At 36.6% G+C, this 22,517-nt stretch carries 23 protein-coding genes and 1 other annotated feature; of the genes, 17 read left to right on the plus strand and 6 right to left on the minus strand.

Going from position 1 to position 22,517, the window contains the following annotated elements; translation table 11 throughout:
- Positions 1–19 precede the first annotated feature (19 nt).
- The 4 genes from RZ74_RS00790 to RZ74_RS00805 all read left to right on the plus strand — a co-directional run bounded on the left by RZ74_RS00790 (position 20) and on the right by RZ74_RS00805 (position 4,345).
- Positions 20–583: a cadmium resistance transporter gene (locus RZ74_RS00790; protein ID WP_053949560.1), complete on the plus strand. Its 564-nt coding sequence runs from the start codon at positions 20–22 to the stop codon at positions 581–583.
- A gap of 11 nt (positions 584–594) precedes the next feature.
- Entirely contained in the window at positions 595–927 is a 333-nt protein-coding gene (locus RZ74_RS00795) for an ArsR/SmtB family transcription factor (protein ID WP_237756906.1), read from the plus strand.
- Positions 928–993: 66 nt separating this feature from the next.
- On the plus strand, positions 994–1,713 hold the full coding sequence (locus RZ74_RS00800; protein WP_053949561.1) for a GntR family transcriptional regulator: 720 nt from the start codon (positions 994–996) through the stop codon (positions 1,711–1,713).
- A gap of 241 nt (positions 1,714–1,954) precedes the next feature.
- Complete coding sequence (locus RZ74_RS00805) at positions 1,955–4,345, plus strand: phosphoketolase family protein (RefSeq protein ID WP_053949562.1); 2,391 nt, start codon at positions 1,955–1,957, stop codon at positions 4,343–4,345.
- A 68-nt stretch (positions 4,346–4,413) separates the two neighbouring features.
- Here the strand turns inward: RZ74_RS00805 and RZ74_RS00810 are convergent, their stop codons facing one another.
- Positions 4,414–5,304 (minus strand): RluA family pseudouridine synthase, encoded by an 891-nt coding sequence (locus RZ74_RS00810; protein WP_053949563.1) that lies wholly within the window; start codon positions 5,302–5,304, stop codon positions 4,414–4,416.
- 86 nt (positions 5,305–5,390) lie between these two features.
- Between RZ74_RS00810 and RZ74_RS00815 the strand changes: the two genes are divergently transcribed.
- Together RZ74_RS00815 and RZ74_RS00820 are read left to right on the plus strand one after the other, a co-directional pair.
- On the plus strand, positions 5,391–5,771 hold the full coding sequence (locus tag RZ74_RS00815) for a hypothetical protein (RefSeq protein WP_053949564.1): 381 nt from the start codon (positions 5,391–5,393) through the stop codon (positions 5,769–5,771).
- Between the two features lie 17 nt (positions 5,772–5,788).
- Positions 5,789–6,331 carry a hypothetical protein gene (locus RZ74_RS00820; RefSeq protein WP_053949565.1) on the plus strand — a complete coding sequence of 181 codons (543 nt, stop codon included), beginning with the start codon at positions 5,789–5,791 and terminating at the stop codon, positions 6,329–6,331.
- A 231-nt stretch (positions 6,332–6,562) separates the two neighbouring features.
- Here RZ74_RS00820 and RZ74_RS00825 read toward each other — a convergent pair whose 3' ends face one another.
- Positions 6,563–7,405, minus strand: coding sequence for a class I SAM-dependent methyltransferase (locus RZ74_RS00825; protein WP_053949566.1), 843 nt, complete (start codon positions 7,403–7,405; stop codon positions 6,563–6,565).
- 204 nt (positions 7,406–7,609) lie between these two features.
- Between RZ74_RS00825 and RZ74_RS00830 the strand changes: the two genes are divergently transcribed.
- The 7 genes from RZ74_RS00830 (at position 7,610) to RZ74_RS06945 (ending at position 14,057) form a co-directional block, all read left to right on the plus strand.
- A complete protein-coding gene (locus RZ74_RS00830) occupies positions 7,610–8,938 on the plus strand; it encodes an ammonium transporter (RefSeq protein ID WP_053949567.1) in 1,329 nt (442 codons plus the stop codon).
- Between the two features lie 440 nt (positions 8,939–9,378).
- Positions 9,379–10,515, plus strand: a complete 1,137-nt coding sequence (locus RZ74_RS00835) for a 5-methyltetrahydropteroyltriglutamate--homocysteine S-methyltransferase (protein WP_053949568.1) — start codon at positions 9,379–9,381, stop codon at positions 10,513–10,515.
- 5 nt (positions 10,516–10,520) lie between these two features.
- Positions 10,521–10,739, plus strand: a binding site (T-box leader).
- Between the two features lie 42 nt (positions 10,740–10,781).
- Positions 10,782–11,825, plus strand: coding sequence for a methionine ABC transporter ATP-binding protein (locus RZ74_RS00840; RefSeq protein ID WP_148562061.1), 1,044 nt, complete (start codon positions 10,782–10,784; stop codon positions 11,823–11,825).
- Positions 11,815–12,486 carry a methionine ABC transporter permease gene (locus RZ74_RS00845; RefSeq protein WP_053949569.1) on the plus strand — a complete coding sequence of 224 codons (672 nt, stop codon included), beginning with the start codon at positions 11,815–11,817 and terminating at the stop codon, positions 12,484–12,486. The genes RZ74_RS00840 and RZ74_RS00845 overlap by 11 nt, the downstream gene beginning before the upstream one ends.
- Positions 12,487–12,499: 13 nt before the next feature.
- Positions 12,500–13,369, plus strand: a complete 870-nt coding sequence (locus RZ74_RS00850) for a MetQ/NlpA family ABC transporter substrate-binding protein (RefSeq protein WP_053949570.1) — start codon at positions 12,500–12,502, stop codon at positions 13,367–13,369.
- Between the two features lie 37 nt (positions 13,370–13,406).
- On the plus strand, positions 13,407–13,892 hold the full coding sequence (locus RZ74_RS00855) for an S-ribosylhomocysteine lyase (RefSeq protein ID WP_053949571.1): 486 nt from the start codon (positions 13,407–13,409) through the stop codon (positions 13,890–13,892).
- A gap of 21 nt (positions 13,893–13,913) precedes the next feature.
- On the plus strand, positions 13,914–14,057 hold the full coding sequence (locus RZ74_RS06945) for a hypothetical protein (RefSeq protein ID WP_187291385.1): 144 nt from the start codon (positions 13,914–13,916) through the stop codon (positions 14,055–14,057).
- Between the two features lie 44 nt (positions 14,058–14,101).
- On the opposite strand, the gene RZ74_RS00860 is transcribed toward RZ74_RS06945, so the two are convergent.
- A complete protein-coding gene (locus RZ74_RS00860) occupies positions 14,102–14,533 on the minus strand; it encodes a helix-turn-helix domain-containing protein (RefSeq protein WP_053949572.1) in 432 nt (143 codons plus the stop codon).
- Between the two features lie 114 nt (positions 14,534–14,647).
- On the opposite strand from RZ74_RS00860, the gene RZ74_RS00865 reads away from it, so the two are divergent.
- Positions 14,648–15,601 carry an alpha/beta hydrolase gene (locus RZ74_RS00865; protein ID WP_053949573.1) on the plus strand — a complete coding sequence of 318 codons (954 nt, stop codon included), beginning with the start codon at positions 14,648–14,650 and terminating at the stop codon, positions 15,599–15,601.
- 170 nt (positions 15,602–15,771) lie between these two features.
- Positions 15,772–17,364 carry a ribonuclease Y gene (rny, locus tag RZ74_RS00870; protein WP_237756907.1) on the plus strand — a complete coding sequence of 531 codons (1,593 nt, stop codon included), beginning with the start codon at positions 15,772–15,774 and terminating at the stop codon, positions 17,362–17,364.
- A gap of 43 nt (positions 17,365–17,407) precedes the next feature.
- On the opposite strand, the gene RZ74_RS00875 is transcribed toward rny, so the two are convergent.
- A complete protein-coding gene (locus RZ74_RS00875; protein WP_053949574.1) occupies positions 17,408–18,967 on the minus strand; it encodes a bifunctional metallophosphatase/5'-nucleotidase in 1,560 nt (519 codons plus the stop codon).
- Positions 18,968–19,202: 235 nt separating this feature from the next.
- Here RZ74_RS00875 and spx point away from each other — a divergent pair, with 235 nt between their 5' ends.
- Positions 19,203–19,601 (plus strand): transcriptional regulator Spx, encoded by a 399-nt coding sequence (gene spx / locus RZ74_RS00880; protein WP_053949575.1) that lies wholly within the window; start codon positions 19,203–19,205, stop codon positions 19,599–19,601.
- A gap of 64 nt (positions 19,602–19,665) precedes the next feature.
- Positions 19,666–20,469 carry a Cof-type HAD-IIB family hydrolase gene (locus RZ74_RS00885; protein WP_187291386.1) on the plus strand — a complete coding sequence of 268 codons (804 nt, stop codon included), beginning with the start codon at positions 19,666–19,668 and terminating at the stop codon, positions 20,467–20,469.
- 38 nt (positions 20,470–20,507) lie between these two features.
- Here the strand turns inward: RZ74_RS00885 and RZ74_RS00890 are convergent, their stop codons facing one another.
- Positions 20,508–21,470 (minus strand): nucleoside hydrolase, encoded by a 963-nt coding sequence (locus tag RZ74_RS00890; protein WP_053949576.1) that lies wholly within the window; start codon positions 21,468–21,470, stop codon positions 20,508–20,510.
- 215 nt (positions 21,471–21,685) lie between these two features.
- Positions 21,686–22,465, minus strand: a complete 780-nt coding sequence (locus RZ74_RS00895; protein ID WP_053949577.1) for an alpha/beta hydrolase — start codon at positions 22,463–22,465, stop codon at positions 21,686–21,688.
- Positions 22,466–22,517 lie beyond the last annotated feature (52 nt).

A 22,517-nucleotide genomic window follows, 5' to 3' on the forward strand; every position in this document is an offset into this window, starting at 1 on the left:
TATATTATGAGGTGAACAAATGAATTGGTTATTAATATTAGTTACGTTTTTAGGAGTTAATTTAGATTTTTTCTTTATCTTACTTCTACTATTGAAGAAATATAATTTAAAGTCAGTAATGATGGGATATTTATTAGGACTATGGACTTTATTGATTTTAAGCTTTAGTGTCGGTCAAATCTTAGATCAATTCTTACCAGAATGGTTGTTAGGATTGTTAGGATTGCTTCCAATTTACATGGCATTAAAAGATGAGGATGAAGAAGCAAAAGAAGTTAATCATAAATCACCAGTCGTGATTACGTTAATTACTTACTTATCAGTCTGTGCTGGTTGTAACTTGTCGTTATTCTTACCAGTTTTATCAACTATTAGTGCTGTACAAATTATCGAAGTGATAGTTGTTTTGACTGTATTATCACTACTTATTATTTTATTCATTAAGGCGATTGGTAATATTCAATTAATTAACGACTTAATGGAAAAATACGGTGAAATTTTAACCAAGGTCGTGTATATTGGTGTCGGAATTTATGTATTATTCGATAGTGGATTGATTACACATGTGATTAGTTGGTTTTAGGAGATGATAAGATGGCAATGGCAAAACAAGAAGTAATAGCTGAAGTCGCAAAGATTTATAAAGTCTTAAGCAACGAAAGACGAATTCGGATTGTGACTTGTTTAATGGAAGCTTCAGAACCCATCAGTGTTAATTCAATTTGCGAACTAACCGATTTAGAACAACCGGTAGTTTCTAAGCAATTAAATTTATTGCATCAATATCAAATTGTTTGCAAAGAAAAACAAGGCAACAAGGTGTTGTATACCGTTGATGATCCACACATCGTGGAGATGATTGCGGACATGATTAATCACGTCAAACACGAGTTGGTGGGCAAGCCCCATCCAAAGAATCTTTTCTAGGGATGTATAACTACTTTTATAAATCTGTTATACTGATTTTTAGAAAAAATACACAAGGAGAATGCAATGGCTGATTTAGTTTACCGAAGAGTGCTGGCCGATTTAAAGCAAAAGATAATCGACAACCAGTTTGAAAATAAGCGCTTACCAGATGAGCGAACTTTAAGTGAATCATATAATGTAAGCCGTAGTTCGGTAAAACGAGCACTGAAAGAATTGGCTGATGATGGCATTATCTTTAAAAAACGTGGTTCCGGTACATTTATTAATCCTTTATATATGAAGAATAAAACCATTTTTCATTATGAAGGTTCTAACTTAGGGATTACTGACAGTATGAAAAGTCAGGGGAAAGTGCCTAAGATTAAGCTACTTAGTTTTAATGTCATTCCTGCTAGCAAAGAAATTCAACAAGATTTATTCTTAGCTGAAGGCGACTTCGTATATGAAATTCAACGTCTACGTTTGTTTGATGACAAACCATTTATGATTGAAACGGGTTATATTCCAATTAAGATTGCGCCGGAATTAACCAAAGAGATTGTAGAACAATCCATTTTCAATTACGTTGAAGATACAATTCACAAAAGTGTCACGCGATCATTTTTATCAATTTTGGCGAGTCCATCGAATGAACAAGACCAAAAATTATTAAATCTAAAACCAACTGAACCAGTTGGGGTAATGGAAGGGATTTTCTTCCTAGATGACGGGACTCCATTTGAGGTTTCCAACATGCGTTTACACTATCAATATTTACGTTACAACACGTTTGTGATGGTTTAAAAAATAATATCAAAAAAGTTATGAAAATCATTGGACTATTATGGAAAAATCGTTCATAATAATGTCGTTATGATAATGGTGAAATTACGATAATATAATTGGACCGTATCAATTTGTAAAAAGGTTGACTTTTTATGAAAAATCTTTATTATATTCATTGTAATTAAAATTATCGGGTGTAGTCTGATAATTTTTCCATTATTAATTTCAATAGTTTTTATTTTAAAAGGAGTGTTAATTAATGGCTCAAGATTTCGATTCCAAGCAATACTTGGAAGAATTAGATAAATACTGGCGTACTGCTAACTACTTATCAGTAGGTCAACTATATCTAAAAGATAACCCATTATTAAAGAGAGAATTAACATCAGAAGATGTTAAAGTTAAGCCTATCGGTCACTGGGGTACTATCGTATCTCAAAACTTTATTTACGCACATTTAAACCGTGCTATCAACAAGTATGACCTAAACATGTTCTACATTGAAGGTTCAGGTCACGGTGGCCAAGTTATGGTATCTAACTCATACATTGATGGTAGTTACTCAGACATTTACCCAAACATCTCACAAGATGAAAAGGGTATGGCTAAATTATTCAAACAATTCTCATTCCCTGGTGGAGTTGCATCACATGCTGCCCCTGAAACTCCAGGTTCAATTCATGAAGGTGGAGAATTAGGTTACTCACTAGCCCACGGTGTTGGTGCTATCTTCGATAACCCTGATGTAATTGCCGCTGTTGAAATTGGTGATGGTGAATTAGAAACTGGTCCTCTAGCTGCAAGTTGGTTCTCAGACAAGTTTATCAACCCAGTTACTGATGGTGCCGTTCTACCTATCATTAACTTAAACGGTTTCAAGATCTCAAACCCAACTATCATGTCACGTATGTCAGACCAAGAAATTACTGACTACTTCAAGGGTATGGGCTGGAAGGCTTACTTCGTTGAAAACGAAGCTGACTTCGATGATCACATGGCTTACCACGAAAAGATGGCTAAAGTTATGGACGAAGCTGTTGAAGAAATTCAAGAAATTCAAAAGAATGCACGTAACAACGAAACTGCTGAAACTGCTACAGAACCAGTTTGGCCAGTACTTGTTGTTAGAACTCCAAAGGGTTGGACTGGTCCTAAGTTTGACTTAGACGGTAACCCAATTGAAAACTCATTCCGTGCTCACCAAATCCCAGTTGATGTTTCATCAGACAAGATGGAACACGCTGACTTAATCGTTGACTGGTTGAAGTCATACAAACCAGAAGAACTATTCAACGATGATGGTACTATCAAGGAAGACATTAAAGCTCTAGCACCTAAGGGTGACAGAAGAATGTCAGTTAACCCTATTACTAACGGTGGTATCGATCCTAAGCCACTTATCTTACCAGACGTTAAAGAATTTGCTGTTGACGTTAAGGTTCCAGGTCAAACTGTAGCCCAAGATATGGCTGTATGGAGTAACTGGTTAGGTGCCGTTATGAAGGCTAACCCAACTAACTTCCGTGCCTTTGGTCCTGACGAATCAATGTCAAACCGTCTATTCGGTGTGTTTGCTGAAACTGACCGTCAATGGATGGAAGACATCATGGAACCAAACGATGAATACGTTGGCCACTCAGGTCGTTTAATCGATTCACAACTTTCAGAACACCAAGCTGAAGGTTGGTTAGAAGGTTACGTATTAACTGGTCGTCATGGTTTCTTCGCAACTTACGAATCATTCGGTCGTGTTGTTGACTCAATGTTAACTCAACACTTCAAGTGGTTACGCAAAGCTGCTGACCAACCATGGAGAAGAAAGTACCCATCATTGAACTTTGTTGATACTTCAACTGTATTCCAACAAGATCACAATGGTTACACTCACCAAGACCCAGGTATGCTAACTCACTTAGCTGAAAAGAAACCTGAATTCATTCGTGAATACCTACCAGCTGATGCTAACTCATTATTAGCTGTTGGTAACGTTGCTTTTGCTAGTGAAGAAAAGATCAACTTGATCATCACTTCAAAACACCCACGTCCACAATGGTTCTCAATTGAAGAAGCTACTAACCTTGTAAACAATGGTTTAGGCTACATCGACTGGGCATCAACTGACCAAGGTCAAGAACCTGACGTAGTTATTGCTGCTGCTGGTACTGAACCTACTTGGGAATCACTAGCTGCAATTTCATTACTACATGAAGAATTCCCAGAAATGAAGATCAGATTCATCAACGTTGTTGACTTCTTGAAACTACGTTCACCTAAGGTTGACCCTCGTGGTTTAACTGATGAAGAATTTGACCGTCTATTCACTACTGACAAACCAGTTGTATTTGCATTCCACGGTTTCGAAGGCCTAGTTAAGGATGTATTCTTCGATCGTCACAACCACAACGTTCACGTTCACGGTTACCGTGAAAACGGTGATATCACTACACCATTCGACATGCGTGTATTGAACCAACTAGATCGTTTCGACCTAGCTAAGGAAGTTGTTAATGACATTCCAGAATACTCTGTTAAGGGTGCTTCATTCGTACAACGTATGAACGACATGGTTGACAAGCACAATGCTTACATCCGTGAAGTTGGTACTGACTTACCAGAAGTAAATGCATGGGAATGGAAACCATTAAAGTAATTCGTTAAATCGACATTAACTTTAAAAACCATATGAAAAGAGTCGCATCTTATGATGCGGCTCTTTTTTTACATATATTGATTAAATTGATTAGGCAGTGGGGCGTTAATATCAATTGTGTCGAAATAAAATGGACGGACTAAATGTAATTGGGTGGAGTGTAGTAACATTTGTTGATTATTTAAATTTTGTCCATATAAAGGGTCGCCCACAATTGGGTGGTTAATTGATGCCAAATGGACCCTAAGTTGATGTGTTCGCCCAGTAAATAACTTTAATTGGACAATTGAGTGTTGCTCAGTGGTAGATAGGACCTGATAAGCAGTTTTAGCGGATAATGGATTAGCTCCATCAATTTTACGTTTGCGTTTGTCATCAGGGTCTAAACCAATTGAACTTTCGATAACGCCGTTTAATTGTTTGAACTGACCGTCAACTACGGCGGTATAAATGCGATTAATTACTTTGTCTTTAATCAGTCTAACCAAGATTGGAACTACTACCGGATTCTTACCGACGATTAAGGCGCCGGAAGTTTGTTGATCAAGACGATGAATCATATAAGCGTGTTGATTCTTTTGGTTTAAGTATTCCTCGCAGAAATTTAAGACGGTATTCACTTCTCCTGGTTGATTGGGGTGGGTCTTATATCCAGCTGGTTTATTGACCACTAAGATATCGTCATCTTCGTATAAAACGTCAATTGAATGGCTATCATCTGCGATGAGGTTTTGAACTGGTAGGGTGAAATCATCTTCAATAAAGGTTAAGTCAATTGCATCACTGTTATTTACTAATGAATTCATTGTGATGTATTTTTGGTTCACTAATACTCGTTTCTTACGACGCAGTGGGTAGATGAAGTGCTTAGGAATTAATAAGTATTTTTTTAAATATTCTTTAATGCTGATGGGTTCAGATAAGTCCTTAATTGGGACAAGATAGTGCCATTTTTGCATTTTTTAGCCTCTTTTGGTTAATTCTATTACTCAAATGGTTTAAGTTGTGATAAGGTGTAAATAGTAATTTTTATTCGGAGGTCACTATGGACAAGAAAATCATTACAAGCTGGAGTTTATTGTCACTTGCGATGTTTATTATTTGTGACGTATTAATGGGTGGTAATTCTTCTGATATCACCAAAACAGCCGTATTTGCGATTGTTTTATATTTAGTATTAATCATCGGGGGACTTAGAAATTTGCGTTTAGCGTACCATTTCTTGCTATTTATTGTGGGTATTTACACATTAACCATGATTAGAATCGTATTTATTTTTGCGACTGAACATAACAGTGGCGTTTCGATATTAACCTTTATTCTTGCAGTGTTAGGAATTATTGTCAACTTGTTGTGGTATCGAATTGCCGCTAAACAAATCAAAACTGACTATGTCCGAATCGTGAAAAAGAACGTAAAAAAATAAGATAGGTGTTAAATTAAATGGAAATAGATGCACAAAAATTTATTGAAGATGTTGAAAATGAAAAATTCGAAACATTCTCAACTGAAGTCACTTTAGCGAGTGTCAAAAAAGATCCGCAAAAAGCCTTTGCTGAAGCAATTGACTTTATGGATGAACAAATTAATAGTGGTCGACTAGCTTCTGCTTTAGTACAAGTAAAAGGTGAAGAAATTAGTTTTTACTTACAAAACGGCATCGTGAACTTACCATACCGTTACATCAAAAACATCTCAAAGATGATGAGCGATCAAGGTAATTGTCCACTAAATGTCTACATGTTAGTAGAATCACCAGATGTTAATCGTTCTAAATTAAGAATTGATGAATTATCAAGCCAAGATGATTTTGCGGTTAATGACGATATTAACGCCAAACTAGTTGAATGGGTGAACCAACAATTAGCTGCTGTTGACGAAAACCGTGCCATTGCTGATGAAGCCGAAAAGCAAACTGATAAAAAGAAACCGGCGAAGAAGACTGCAGCTAAGAAAACCACTAAAAAGACTACTAAGAAAAAATAGGCATCAGTAGGTAATTTGTGTTATACTACTGTTTGCGATGAGTCGAGGAGATCACGCAGCGAAAGCTGTCTTCACAAGATGTGATTAAGTGATATTTTCGGAGGGGACACATTATGCGAACGTAATTCGCGTGTCTGGTATTTCGGTGATGTGAACACCACTTACCCGTCTACTTAGTAGACGCCAAAAAGGACGTAACTTCATTGAAGTTACGTCCTTTTTTCTTTGGATTTATTTTACGAAGTATAATTGATCATCAATTAAATCGAAACGTTGGTGGTGTTGGTTTAGTTTTGTGACATCATCATTTTCGATAAACTCTGCATTGTCCCAGAATTGTTTTGAGTCGGTTGCGCCATATTTTTCACCAATTGTAATTAGGGTAATATCTTTACCAGATTCACGAATTGCTGATAATAAACGCCAATCAATATCGACGCCGTCTGGTGACCAGCACATGATGATATAGTCGATGTCGTCTTGATATTTTTCAAATGCTTCAATCGCATCTAGTGCTTCCACATCTGTTAAAAGATGTTTACCGGTTTCATTTTCCTTCGTCCAAGCTAAACTGTCGGTACAAATTACATCGGCACCGTTATCACGCAGTCCTTTTGAAATGTAACCATTCCCGGCCATTACTTCAAGCACTTTATGGCCATTTAAAAACTTAGCTAAGTCATTAACGAATGGTGCTGAAATGTATGCCCACATTCCGTATTCATCCTCTAAGTAGTCACGGAATTCACGGATATCCTTATCTAACTTAGGTAAATTATCTACGTATTCATTCCAAACTTGATCCCCCTTAGGATCGCCCATTGGATACTTGTTATTCACGAATGCGAAGATGGTATCTTGGATATCATCAGGTAGTAGTAATTCCGGTAAGTCTTGGGGTAATTGCTTTTGTTGCAATAATCTGTCAGCTTCTAAAATATTGTTTAGTAGGTACTTGATATCTGAAAAATCACTAAACACTTCATAGTAATGCTTGATGCGTTCTATGTATGAAGGCTGATGGGTGATTTTTTTATTTTTCTTCATTTTCTTGAGTAATTTCTTTTTATCCATAGGAATCTCCTTGTAACAATTAGTTCTTATTCTATTGGAAAAAGGGGATGAATGCAAAAGACATTGTTTTATGTAATAAGATATAACATAATATGGCGAAAATGAGTCTAAAATGAAATCGATCTAGAATTTATTCTGTACTTATTTCTTTTTAATGATATAATATGTAACATAATATAACATTAATGAAATGGGGTAGAGTAAATGGATTTAGCAAGTACCGGATTTGTATTTATTTCTAGCATTTTGGTTTTATTCATGACACCAGGTTTGGCGTTCTTCTATGGAGGATTAGTTTCTAAGAAAAACGTTGTTAACACTACCATGTCAGTGTTCATTATGACTGGATTAGCAGTTATTTTATGGGTTGCAGTTGGTTATAGTTTATCGTTTTCAGGTAACATCGGTGGGTTTATTGGGGATTTGGCAAATCCATTCATGCATGGAATTGATTTAAACTCATTAACTTCAACTAAGATTCCAGTAAGTATTTATTCAATTTTTGAAATGATGTTCGCTGTTATTACACCAGCACTTTTCGTCGGTGCAATTGTCGGAAGAATTCGTTTTAAATTCCTATTATGGTTCGTAATTCTATGGTCCATTATTATCTACTACCCAATGGTACATATGGTGTGGTCACCAAGTGGTATTTTGGCTTCATTAGGAACACTAGACTTTGCTGGTGGAACCGTTGTTCATATTAATGCCGGGGTGACTGCCTTAGTATTATCAATTTATTTAGGCAAACGTTTAGACTTTGGTAAAGAAACTAAACACTACAATCTTTCTTGGGTGCTTTTAGGAACTACAATTCTATGGATCGGTTGGTATGGTTTTAACGCTGGATCAGCACTAGGCGTTAACAATATCGCAATGCAAGCCACTATGACTTCAACTGTCGCTGCAGCTACTTCGATGATGGTTTGGATGTTATTAGACATGCACTTTGTTGGTAAACCACAATTAGGTGGTATCTGTACTGGTACTCTTTGTGGATTAGTTGGAATTACTCCTGCTGCTGGTTTCGTTACTATTACTGGTGCGTTTGCAATTGGAATTGTTGCGACGCTAGTAAGCTACTACTACTGCAATGTTTTAAAGAACAAGATTGGTGCTGACGATACCCTAGATGCATTCGGTTGTCACGGTGTTTCTGGAATGGTTGGTAGTATCATGACTGGTCTATTGGCTACTAAGTCAGTTAACAGTTCCGTTGTTGATAACGGTCTATTCTACGGTGGTGGTATGAAATTATTCACTACTCAAATCATTGCGACTCTAGTTACAATCATCTTTGTTTCAGTGGCATGTGCCGTAATTATTGTCTTATTAAAACTAGTAATGCCAATGCGTGTTACTAAGGATGAAGAAATCAAGGGTCTAGATATCGCTGAACATGGTGAAGCAGCCGATTACATGGTCTTCTATGGCGATACTGGTGTTGATCACTCTAAAGAAATCGAAGTTAATGCTGATGAATTCAAAGGGCAAATCAATCACTTGGACAATCCTAATTTACCTAAAGATTAAAAATTTTTAAGCAACGAAAAAAGTCCGATTTATCGGGCTTTTTTTATTACTGATTAAAAATAAATTAGAATTAAATTAAAAAATGTGTTGACTTTTATAATTTGTGGATTTAATATTTATATCAATCAAACAAATCATTTAAACAAAAAGATCGGGAGAGTAACTCCAGTTGATAGTTCAGAAAGTCTGCGGTTGATGTGAGCAGATCGAATTGACTGATGTGAAGATGGCCCGTTAATTGGCAGCGTCGATATTTATTAAACGCTGATGGGTTGGCAACCATTATTAATTGCACACGTTGATAGACGTTAGTGAGGGGTGTAGTGTAAACTGCATCTAAATTAGAATGGTACCGCGGAATCCGCTTCTAGCTTATAAGCTAGAAGCGGATTTTTTTGTTGATTTGATTAGAAGAAAGATAATTTTAAGGAGTGATTAATATGACACAAGTAGCAACCAAGACAATACATTTTGATATCGTAGGAAGTTTCCTACGCCCCAAAGAATTAAAAGAAGCACGCAGTGCATTTAATAAAAAAGAAATTGATCAAGCACAATTAACAGCAATTGAAAACAAGTTAATTCAAGATTTAGTTAAAAAAGAAATTCAACACGGTTTAAAAACCGTTACTGACGGAGAATTCCGTCGTAGTTACTGGCACCTAGATACATTCTGGGGATTCGATGGAATTAAACATACTCATCAAGAACATGGCTACATATTCCATGACATTGAAACTAGAAATGATTCAGCCCAAGTTGAAGGCAAAATTAAATTTAACCCTAACCACCCAGACTTATTAGCGTTCAAGTTCTTACAAGCACAAGTTGCTGATAATGAAGATGTAATTGCTAGACAAAGTATTCCATCACCAGCCCAATGTTACGCTGAACTAGTTCGTGGCCCTGAAAACATCGCTGCCTTAAAATCCGTTTACGGTGATGACTTAGATGCAGTTATCCATGACTTAGGATTAGCCTACCATGATTTAATCCTAGCTTTATACGAAGCCGGTTGTCGCGACGTCAAAATCGATGACTGTACTTGGGGGATGCTTTCAGATAAGGACTTCTGGAAACTAATGACTGATGATGTTGATGACTTACAAAGACTACAAGAAATTTACTTAGCCTTTAACAACGAAGCCATCAGAGATATCCCAGAAGACTTACGAATTAGCACTCACGTTTGCCGTGGTAACTATGCATCAAGTTGGGCCGCTCAAGGTGGTTACGACACAGTTGCTAAAGAATTATTTGGTAAGGAAAATGTGAATGCTTACTACCTAGAATTCGATGATGATCGTTCAGGAGACTTTGCTCCATTAGCTGAAGTGACTGAAGGAAAAGACGTCGTTTTAGGATTAGTTACTTCTAAGAAACCAGAACTAGAAGATCCAGCAGTATTAATCAAACGTGTGAATGAAGCAGCTCAATATGTTGATTTGAAACACTTATCATTAAGTACTCAATGTGGTTTTGCTTCAACCGAAGAAGGTAACCATTTAACTGAGGAACAACAATGGCAAAAGATTGAATTAGTCGTCAATACTGCTAAACAAATTTGGCATGACTAAAAATATTAATATCGATGAATAGAAGAGTAAATTAAGGTCATTTCAGAGAGCTATCGATGGTGAGAAGATAGTATGTAAATTAATTTATAAATGGTCTATGAGATATCAGCTATGTGAATGGCTGCGGAGTGATTAACGTTAACTAATTAATCGTAATTTATGCGATAAGCGGATAACTAATATAGTTATCAAACAAGGTGGTACCGCGCTCAGGCGTCCTGTTGAATCTATTCAATAGGACGTCTTTTTTATTAGGAGGTGACGAGATGGTCCAAACAAATATTATTACGTTAAAAGCAGTCAACAAAATCTTTTCTGAAGATGAAAATGCCAATCAAGTATTATCCGGGGTCAATTTAAAGATTCCAACCGGCAGTGTCTTTGGGATTATCGGTTATTCAGGAGCAGGGAAATCAACATTAATTCGTTGTATCAACGGATTAGAAACCCCAACTTCAGGGACCATTCATTATCAAGATACGGTGGTTAATCAATTGAATGAAAAGGAACTGATTAATCTACGTGGTCAAATCAGTATGATTTTCCAACAATTTAATTTAATGCCACAAAGAACTATCGCCCAAAACGTGGCATTACCAATTAAATACAAACATTTAGACAAGCAAGTCGTTAACGATAAGGTCGATAAATTGTTAGACCTAGTTGGTTTAAAGGATAAAAAGGATGATTATCCATCATCATTATCCGGTGGGCAAAAACAAAGAGTCGCAATCGCAAGAGCGCTAATCAATGATCCAAAAGTGTTACTTTGTGATGAAGCAACCAGTGCGCTAGACCCAGAAACCACTGATTCAATTTTATCTATTTTAAAAGAACTAAATACTAAGCTAAAAATCACAGTTGTGATTGTGACTCATGAAATGAAGGTTATCGAACAGGTTTGTGATCAAATTGCGGTTCTAGATAACGGAAAAATCGTTGAACAAGGGGATGTCTATGACGTCTTCGCGCATCCGAGTCAACCAATTACTAAGCGTTTCGTCGACACTACCACTAATCTAAAAATTGATAAGGCAATGTATGACGCATGGCGTCTACCAACTAACAGTTTATTGGTAAGAGTTACATACAATAATGAAAATACCATTGACCCGGTGATTTCAAATGTCGCTCGCAAGTTTAACGTTGATATCAGTATCTTATTAGCCGATATCAAACTAATTCAAAATAAATTAATTGGTGGTCTGATTATCTCAATTGAAGGATATGAAGATGACATCAAAAATGCATATGAAGATTTCATTCATAACGATGGAGTCTTAGTGGAGGTGATTGACGATGTTGAATAACTATTTTCCAAACGTAGCGCAAAATTGGCAAGCATTTACCCAATCAATTCAAGAAACGGTTGAGATGGTCATTCTTTCAGGATTAATCGCATTTATTGTCAGCATTTTTCTAGCTATTATTCTGATCATTACTAAACGTGGCGGCATTAAGGAAAACTTCATCTTCTTTAATATCTGCGATAAATTAATTAACCTTTTCAGAAGTATTCCATTCATCATTCTAATCGTTGCTTTGATTCCACTTACTACATTGATTTCAGGAACTGCGATTGGGGTGGCTGGAACCATTTTCCCACTAGTAGTTGGAATTACACCATTTTTCGCTCGCCAAATTGAATCGGCGTTAAATGATATTGATCCGGGTTTGATTGAAACCGGAAAAGCAATTGGTCTTACCAATTGGCAAATCGTTCGAGAGATTTACCTTCATGAAGGGATCGTCAGCATTACCCGCATGACCACCACTACAATCGTTAGTTTGATTGGCTTAACGGCAATCGTCGGCGTTGTCGGTGGAGGCGGTTTAGGAAACTTCGCCATCCAATATGGCTACCAACAAAACCAATTTGACGTCACATTAGCATGTATCATCGTTTTATTAATTCTAGTCACTATTGTGCAAATCATCGGCACATTGATTGCCGACATCTTAACCCGTTAAGGAGGGTCTTATTATGAGTAAACCAGTAAATAGTAAAAATAAAAAAGTGCGTATTCTGTCATTGGCAGTGGTCGCAGTATTAGTCATTATCGTCGGATTTTTCATCGCTTCAGGGAACAGTAAGAAAGAAAACACCGCAGATAAAAAAGTTGTTACCGTCGGGCTACTAGGTAGTACCGATGTTCCAATTTGGAAAGAAGTTAATAAAGAACTAGCAAGCAAACACATTTACGTTGACTTAAAAGTCTTCAGTGATGGTGAAGCACTAAATCAATCTACCAACAGTGGTCAAATTGATATTAACTCATTCCAACACTACGCATTCTTAAACCAAGAAATTGCTCAAAAGAAGTACAAACTAAAGGCAATTGGAAACACTTATATCCAACCTTTAAACATCTACTCTAAGAAAATTAAGAGTGTTAAAGATTTAAAGGAAGGCGACAAGATTGCGATTCCAAATAACCCAACTAATGCCGGTCGTGCTTTGAAGGTATTGGAAAAGGCAGGATTAATTAAGACTAATCCTGCCAAAGGCTACTCACCAACTTTAACTGACATTACTTCTAATCCTAAGAAGTTAAACATTATCGAAGTAGACCCAGCTGCCATCATCAAATTATTACCTGATTTCGCTGCTGGAATTACTAACTCAAACTACGTTCAAGCTAACCACTTAAACCCAGCTAAGGATGCAATTTATGCGATTGCTCCAGATGTAAATGATTCTTACAACCAACCATGGATTAACATCTTGGTAACTAAGAGTTCAGAAGCTGATAACGCCACTTACAAGGAGGTGGTAAAAGCGTACCATTCTAAAGCGGTTTACAACTTGATCAAGGACAAATATAAAGGTGTCGATGTCCCTGCATTTAAATAAAAAATAACAATCACGTTTTTGAAAGGAAGAATTTATTATGACAAAAGTAAAAACAAAAGTAGAAAGTTTCACACTAGACCACACTGCAGTTAAGGCTCCATATGTACGTTTAATCACCGAAGAAAAAGGTCCTAACGGCGATACTATCGCTAACTTCGATCTTCGTCTAGTTCAACCTAATGAAGAAGCAATCCCAACAGCCGGATTACATACCATTGAACATTTATTAGCTGGATTATTACGAGACCGTCTAGATGGTGTCATTGACTGTTCTCCATTTGGTTGCCGTACTGGTTTTCATTTAATTACTTGGGGTAATCCAGGAAATGAAAACGTAGCCCGTGCGCTAAAGGATTCACTTCGTGCTATCAGAGATGACATTGAATGGGAAGATGTTCAAGGAACTACTGCTGAAAGTTGTGGTAACTACCGTGACCATTCATTATTCTCAGCAAAAGAATGGTGCAAGACCATCTTGGACGAACAAATCAGTACTGAACCATACGAACGTAAAACAATTTAATTATTAATTGGAGGTGGAAATATGAGTGTTTTAAATGATATCTGGCTAAAAATCATTTTATTGCTTCTTTTCTGGATTGGTTATCTCGCATTAATTAGATGGGCCTATATTGGTAAACACCATATTTTCCATTACGTTAAAGATAAGAAGAAACCAACCCTCTAAGTGCTATGTACGAAAAAACGTCGAGAAAGTTTTCTCGGCGTTTTTTATATTTTAAAATCATCAAAATTTAAATTTAATTCTTCTTGGTGGGCGGTATCTTCTTGGCCATCTTCTAAATAATTTTGGTCTTTTCCATGAAGGTAACCATTAATTAGTTGATAGACTTCGTAACGATCACGTTGGTCCAAAGTGTGGTTGCCAAAAGTGAGTTCGTTTTCCGCCATTAAAGTTTCACCCAAGTTAACATGTTCGATTGAAGTGCGGCCAGTTAAATAGTCCATACTTACATTAAAGTATAGCGCTAGTTTTTTAATTTCGACATACGAAGGCGAACGAATTCCACGTTCCCAATTTCCAATTTGAGAAGGTGTATTCTTATGATCATCTTCTGGAAATTTTTCGTTTAAATTATGCGCAAGTTGATTCATGCTGATATTTTGCCCTTTACGAAGGGCTCTTAATCTAATTGGAAACATTTCTAACACCTCTGTGATTATTATAACCGAAAATCAAGTAAATGTTTCTCTTGTTGCTTTTTAACCCCCAACATTCTATACTCAAATTATCAAGTGAGGATAAGGAGAATCGCCTTGAAGAAAAAGATTAAAGGTTTAATTATTACTTTAGTAGTTTTAATTTCACTAACTGTGATTGGTTTAATTGGGGCAGGGATGTATTTCTATAACGTCGCTGTGGTACCATCACATAAATCATTTTTAAGTAATGAACAAGTCAAACCAGATTCACCACTTTACGAGGGAACTAAGTGGTATCAACAAGTTAAAAAGATTAAGTGGACCCAAGAATCAGTTGGCGATCATTTAAAACTAGTCGCTAACTATATTCCGGCGGACCATAAAACTAACAAGACCGTTGTAATTGCTCATGGATATATGGGTAATAAGGAAAAAATGGCGCCATATGCTTACATTTTCCATCAATTAGGCTACAATGTTTTAACGCCTGATGACCGTGGACAAGGCCAAAGCCAGGGGGATTATGTTGGCTATGGTTGGCCAGATCGTCTCGATTATATTAAATGGATGAATAGAGTCATCAAGTATAATGGAAAAGATTCGAAAATTGTCATGTTCGGAGTCAGCATGGGTGGTGCCACGACCATGATGGTTTCAGGTGAAAAATCTGTGCCTCATCAAGTCAAAGCCTTCATCGAAGACTGTGGTTACACCAGTGTTGCTGACGAAATCAATTATGAAGCTGGTCAACTTTACCATATGCCATCCTTTCCAAAGTGGCCATTGGTGCCAATCCTAAGTGGAATTACTCACCTGCGCGCAGGTTACAGTATGTATGAAGCGTCTTCACTAAACCAAGTAAATAAGAACCACCGTCCGATGTTATTCATTCATGGTGGTAAAGATACATTTGTACCAACAAAAATGGTGTATCCACTATATAATGCCACAAAGGGTCCTAAAGAATTGTTAGTAGTTAAGAACGCTACTCACGCGGCTTCTTATCAAACGGATCCGAAGTTATACGTTAAAACTATCAAACAATTTTTAAATCAATATTTCAAATAAAAACTAAGACGACTAAGCTAATTTAGTCGGCTTTTTTATATTTTTGATGACTTTCAGTGTATCAATTGGGCCTGAAAATGTTATTATAGATATATGTATAAACAATCCTAAACCATACATTATAACAATTATAAAAATAGACATTTACAAATCAGAAAGGAGGACGCTTTTTGATTGAAATTATGACCGTCTTATTCCTAATTATCGGAGTAGTTATTGGTATTTGGTTCAGCAATATGCGTTTTAAAATGCAAATTCAAGATGCCAAAAGAAAAGCTCAAGCTCATTTAGAATCAATCAAACAAGATGCTGAAATGAAGTCACGCCAAATCATTTCTGACGATAAAGAAGACATCATTCAATATCAAGGTATTGCCAATGATGAAATCCAATCACAAAAAGAAGAAAATGAAACGCGTGAACAACGTTTAGATCAACATGAAAAATACTTAGAACAAATGAAGAATCGTTTAACCAAGTACACTGATGATTTAAATGAACAAGCTAACGAACAAAAGAAAATTCAAGATGAAATTGACGACATTTTACATCAAGCTGAAGATATTCATGAACAACGTGAATTAACGTTACAATCTATCAGCCGCATTGATAAAAATTCAGCTCGCCAAACTGTTTTGAATGATACCGAAAACCAACTTCGTCGCGAAAAAGACATAGAAGTTAAATATAACTTATCAGAAAGCAAAGTCGCTGCGAACAAGATTGCCAACGACTTAGTTATTGAAGCAATTCAAAGTGGCCCACGCGATGAACCACGTAGTCACATTGAAAGAAACATCAATTTACCTAGCAATGAAATTAAAGCGAAGTTAATTGGTAAAGACGAACAACATATTCGTCTAATTCAAACCTTAACTGGGACTGACTTAATCTTTGATGAAGACTTCCCGTTACTATTACACATTGTTACTCACGATCCAGTGAGAAGAGAAATCGTGCGTACCACTATCGAAAGTCTAATTATTTCCCGTCACTTTACTAACAGTAATATTGAATACTTGGTTAATACCACCACTCAAAAGGTTAACGCCGCTTTGCGTGAAACGGGTGAAACCGTGGTTCATTCATTACATGTTGGTAGAATGCATCCGGACTTAATGAAGATTATTGGGAAGTTGAAGTTTAGAACTAGTTATGGTCAAAACGTTCTTTATCATTCGATTGAAAGTGCACAATTAGCAGGAGCATTGGCTGCTGAATTAGGTTTAAACACCCAATTAGCTAAACGCGCTGGTCTACTGCATGATATTGGAAAAGCGATTGACCATGAAGTTGGTGGAACCCACGTTGAATTAGGTGGTAAACTAACTCGTGCCTTCAATGAAAATGAAGTTGTGGTTAACGCAATTGAATCTCATCATGGTGATGTTGAACCAACTGATCCAATTTCAATTCTAGTTTCGACTGCCGATGCGATTTCTGGAGCACGTCCAGGAGCTCGTAGCGAATCGATTGAAGAATATGTAACTCGTTTACGTAATCTTGAAAATATCGCCAACCAACATGATGGAGTCCGCGATAGTTACGCTATCCAAGCTGGTCGTGAAATTCGTATTATCGTTAACCCAGAAATGTTAGATGACGATAAGAGTAAGTCCTTAACCAAGCATGTGAAAGACCAAATTCAAGACGAATTAACTTATCCTGGTAAGATTAAGGTCACTACCATCCGTGAACTAAAAGCGGTTCAATACGTTGGTAAGACTAAAAAACGCAATCATAACGCTATTAAAGAAGCTTAGTAATTATAAATTAAAAGAGCATCCAAAATTGGATGCTCTTTTTTTATGGTCGATAGATGACTTCAAAGTTGTGATTGTTTTCAGCTTTGATAGTTTCATGATGGTGAAGGTAATCGGCGATTAACTGACTCATCATACGGTCATCTGACTTGATAATTTTATCTTGGTCAAACATTTGATAGTTACCACCACCAACGGCTCTATAAATATTTAAAGCGATGTGTAATTCTGCATCATCTGCGAGTGGTTGATCATGATATGTGAGGTTCTCAATGCGATGGCCAACAGGTTTGGCGACATTGATAGTGTAGTTGACACCTTCATACATGTCATAATTATAATGTTTTAATTTTGGGAAAATATAATCATGGTTCACACAAATTTTACCGTCTTGATAGTCGAAATATTTGGCACTAGTTTCCATTGCTGCCTTTAATTCGGCACCAGTGATTTTTAAAACGGCTAAACTATTTGGGTAAACATAATTGGTAATAATATTTCTCATGGTAATAGGGTTTTCAAAACCATGTGCTTCATCGTTGAATAATGCAGTTGCAGATAAATCCACGCCCATGGTTTGCATTTGAATCTTTTGAATGAATTGAATAAAACTGGTCTTGTGTAAACGAGCAGCAAATGCATCATCGAAGTCCATTTGACCGTCGATGTGCGCCATTGGTTCATCTAACCAGACATCAATTGCGGCTTGTAGATCATCTAATTGGTGAGCTAGTTCTTGATCAATTTCATAACCATAAGTAGCAATTAGTTCTGATTCACTATTATTGACGTAGTATTTACCGTTTTCGTCTTGTTGAACGTCTAATTCAATGTGACCAATGTATTCACCACGGTGACCTGGTTGAATAATTGGAACACCTAGAAGATGACCGGCAATTTTTCTGTGTTGATGACCGGTAATAATCGCATCGATGTTTTCTACGTGCGCCAAAATATCATAGGTTTCGTTTTCACCGTTTAGGACTTCGGTTGGCACACCGTCTTCATCGCGTTCGATTCCACCGTGATAAATAATCACGTTTAAGTCGGTTTGTTCGCTCATTTCAGGGATATACTTAGCAGCAGTATCCTTAGCAGAAAGGAAAGTTAGTCCGGATAGATTTCCGTTTTTCTCCCATTTAGTAGTTCCTTGGGTAGTTAATCCTAGAAAACCAATTTTAACTCCATTCACTTCTTTGATTTCATAAGGGGCACCAAAAGGATGGTTACCGTCTTGATCAATGATGTTGGCACAAAGGAAGTGACGAGATGATTCTTTAATTGTATTTTTTAGATAATCTAATCCATAGTTAAATTCATGGTTACCTAAAACCCCAAAGTCATAGTCCATGGCATTAAAGACAGTACTAATCTGGGCAGGGGATGATTGATGTTTAATTTCTGCAATATAATATGCTAGTGCAGAGCCTTCTAGAAAGTCACCATTATCAATTGCAATCACGTTATCTAAACGTTGACGTAAACTTTTGAACGCACTCGCACAGCGAAGTACTCCGAATGGTTTATCATCAAATGACCTAACGTAATTAGTAGGGAAAATAAAGCCATGTGAATCACTAGTTTCTAAAAGATTAATTTTCATCGAAATCACCTCCAAATTTTTTAATCAATCTCTGTTGAGTTGTGTATATTCTATCACTTTTTCACCCATTAAAAATTAAGAATTGATTAAGGTTTTCTCATCTTAAGAAAAATTTAAATTGATTTATCTTCTATATGTGTTAGTATAATTACAGTTGTTTAGTTTACAAATAGTAAGCGTAAACACAAACCATAATTGTTTTTTACTAATACTTAAGCGATTAAGGGGTGATAAAATGTTGAACCTTTACGTTGCACCAAGTAGTGCATCAAGTCGTAAGGCTAGAGCATGGTTAAAAGCTCATGATATCTCATTTAGAGAAAGAAACATTAACTCGAACCCATTGAATGCGGATGAAGTAAAACAAATTTTACGTCTAACTGAAAATGGTAGTGAAGATATTATTTCAACTCGATCCAAGATTTTCAAGAAATTAGACATTGATTTTGATAGTTTATCATTATCAAAGCTAGTTAGTTTAGTGGTCAAATATCCCGACCTTATCAAACGCCCAATTGTGTTTGATGATAAGCGCTTGGAAGTTGGTTACAATGAGGAAGAAATTCGTCGTTTCTTACCACGTTCCATTCGTGAAACTGAACTAAAAGAATTAGAATCACAACTGGAAGCTTAATATTGTAAAGTGACGGCATTACTTTGTAATGTCGTTTTTTTGTCCAATTAGATAGGAGTACACCATGATTAAAATGATTGCGTTGGATTTAGATAATACTTTACTAAACTCCGACAAAAAAATAAGTATCGCTAACCAAGAAACATTAAAGGTGCTACATGAACAAGGTATTTCAGTTGTTTTATGTACGGGAAGACCCATTAATGCGGTCTGGCCATATGTTGAACAACTAGCTTTATTAGGCCCTAATGACTACACGATTACCTTTAATGGTGGGATGGTTGTTAAAAACGATGACCAATCAGTGTTAAACCAAAAGAGTCTATCTAAAGCAGATTTTGATTTAATCCATCAGTTTGCATTTGATTACCAACTTCCATTAGACATTTTAGATTTCAAACAAGTCTATGAACTAACCGACTTAGTTAAATCAACATACAAGGAAGTTTTAAATTCACCATTGGAATTCGTGCCAATGGACTATGCTGATTTACCAGACAAAGAATACAGTAAGGCAATTATGTCAGAACAAGTAGCGACATTAGACCAAGCTCGTACTGATTTACCAGCAGAAATTACAGATAGCTATCAGATTGTCCGTTCACAGCCTAAAATCATGGAATTTTTGCCTAAAAACATGAGTAAGGCTTATGGATTGGAAATATTATTACATCACTTAGAACTAGATTTTGAGAACCTGATGGCATTCGGTGATGCTGAAAATGACCAAGAGATGTTAAAGGCTGCTCACATTGGAGTGGCAATGGATAATGCGTCTGATGAAATTAAAGCTATTGCAGATGATGTGACTTTAAATCATGATGAAGATGGCGTTGCAGTTTACCTTCACCATTACTTTAATATGTAAAATAAAAAAAGCTTACCGTTGCGGTAAGCTTTTTTGTGTTATTTGTTGTTTGCAAATAAGTAGTTTAAGTATTCCATGAATGTCTTTAAGTAGCGTTTTTCATCTACTTGGATGGCAACACTAGCACTTGGGTTTGGATCATCTAGTTTAGCAGTGTCTCCAGTAGTACGACCGTAGTTTAATTCACCGGTGTGAACTAATAAGTCGATGTCTAGAGTTTGAACAAAACTAGGGTCACAAGCAACACCTACAGCAAGCGGGTCATGTAGTGAACAACCACCTAATTCAGGATACATTTCGTCGTAAATATCGATGTAGTAATCAACAATATCAGCGAATTTTTCACCAGCGACAGTGCCTAAATCACGCCATTGTTGAGTTTCTTTTTTAGTTAGTAGCGTTCTTAAAGTAACATCTAGACCAACCATAGTGTCATGTAATGGACTTCTGAAAACTTCGTTTGCAGCGGTCGCATCTTGGTTGATGTTAGCTTCAGCAGCATCAGTAACGTTACCAGGAACGGTTAGGGCACCACCCATTAAAGTTACATTACCGATTAGGTTCGCAATTTCAGGATCCTTACGTAGTGCTAGAGCTAAGTTGGTTAGTGGACCAGTAGGGATAATAGTTAAATCCTTACCGTACTTGTGAGCAGCTTCAATCATGAAGTCGACACCAGACATTTCTTCCACTTGGCGACTTGATTCAGGTAGCTCAACTTCACCGACACCGTTTACCCCGTGAATGTGGGCAGAAACATCCATTACTTCGAAACTATCAGTTTCTAGTGAATGTGATACCCCTTCAAAAACAGGAACGTCTGTAGCACCTAATAAGTCTAAAATTTGTAGAGAATTTTTCGCAGCTTGTTCAACCACGACGTTTCCGTATGAGTTAACAATCCCTACTAAATCTGCGTTTGGAGCAGCGACAGCATATGCGATGGCCATTGCGTCATCGATACCAGTGTCTAAGTCCAGAATAATTTTTTGCTTTGCCATAATGAAAAACCCTCCCAATAATATTCCCCTCACGGATCTTCGTTGCGCCCGTGAACATTTTTCATCATCTTTAATTATATGGACTTTTACCGTAAATTGAAAGGGTAATTCTGGAATTTGTTCATTATTGAGGGTAAAAAGACGAACGAATTACTTTAAAATGAGAAAAATATTAATAAAAAAGCACCCATTTCATCAGAAATAAGTGCTTTATTTTAATCTCTAAATAAGAATTCAGCGATAGTCTTATCTAAAGTAGGGTTTTCATGCAACATTGAATGTTCAGCAGAAATTGGATCTGATTGGTATAAGTAGAACTTGTAGCTCTTAACATATGGTTTTACCAATTTACCCATTGGTTTAACGATATCAACAGCTTCTTCACCATCAGTACCGAAGTTGTAAATTTCACCGGCAATATTGAAAATCTTCAAATTACGAGGTAAGTTCTTTACACGTTTATCTTTTGGATCGTAGTCGTTGGCAATACTTACAAACTTGTTAATCTTTGGTGCATTCTTTTGATTAGGGTTTCTAACCATGTATTCGTAAGCAATTTGACCACCAGATGAGTGACCTAATAAGTTAACTGACTTAATGTGGTAAGTCTTGTATAGGTATGTCATCACGTTTTTCATTTGTTTAGCTTCTTTGATTGGATGAGTGTTATCTTCGAAAATCAATTGAACTAATGGATTGTCAGCGGTAATCTTCTTTACATATTTCTTCATGGTAGTAACTTTACCTTTACTTGAAATATGGATACGAAGCGCACGCTTAGCAATCCCATGGTCGTTAAATTGATTGATGAAGTCATCGGTAGAAACGGCGTTACCACCGTATCCAGGGATGAAGATAGTTGCCGTTCTGGTCTTTTCCACTTGAAGGCCATTTAGAACGCGCCCTCTAAAAATCCAGGCGGTAGTAGTAAACAGGGCGATTGCTTCAATTAGCAAGATAATCCCAATGATAATTTTTCTGCGTTTGCTGTGCATAATTGTTCTTCCTTTGCTAAAGTATAATTATAAGATATATGATATATTAAAT

The sequence above is a fragment of the Apilactobacillus apinorum genome, from assembly GCF_001281175.1.
In the GTDB taxonomy this organism is placed as follows: Bacteria; Bacillota; Bacilli; order Lactobacillales; family Lactobacillaceae; genus Apilactobacillus; species Apilactobacillus apinorum.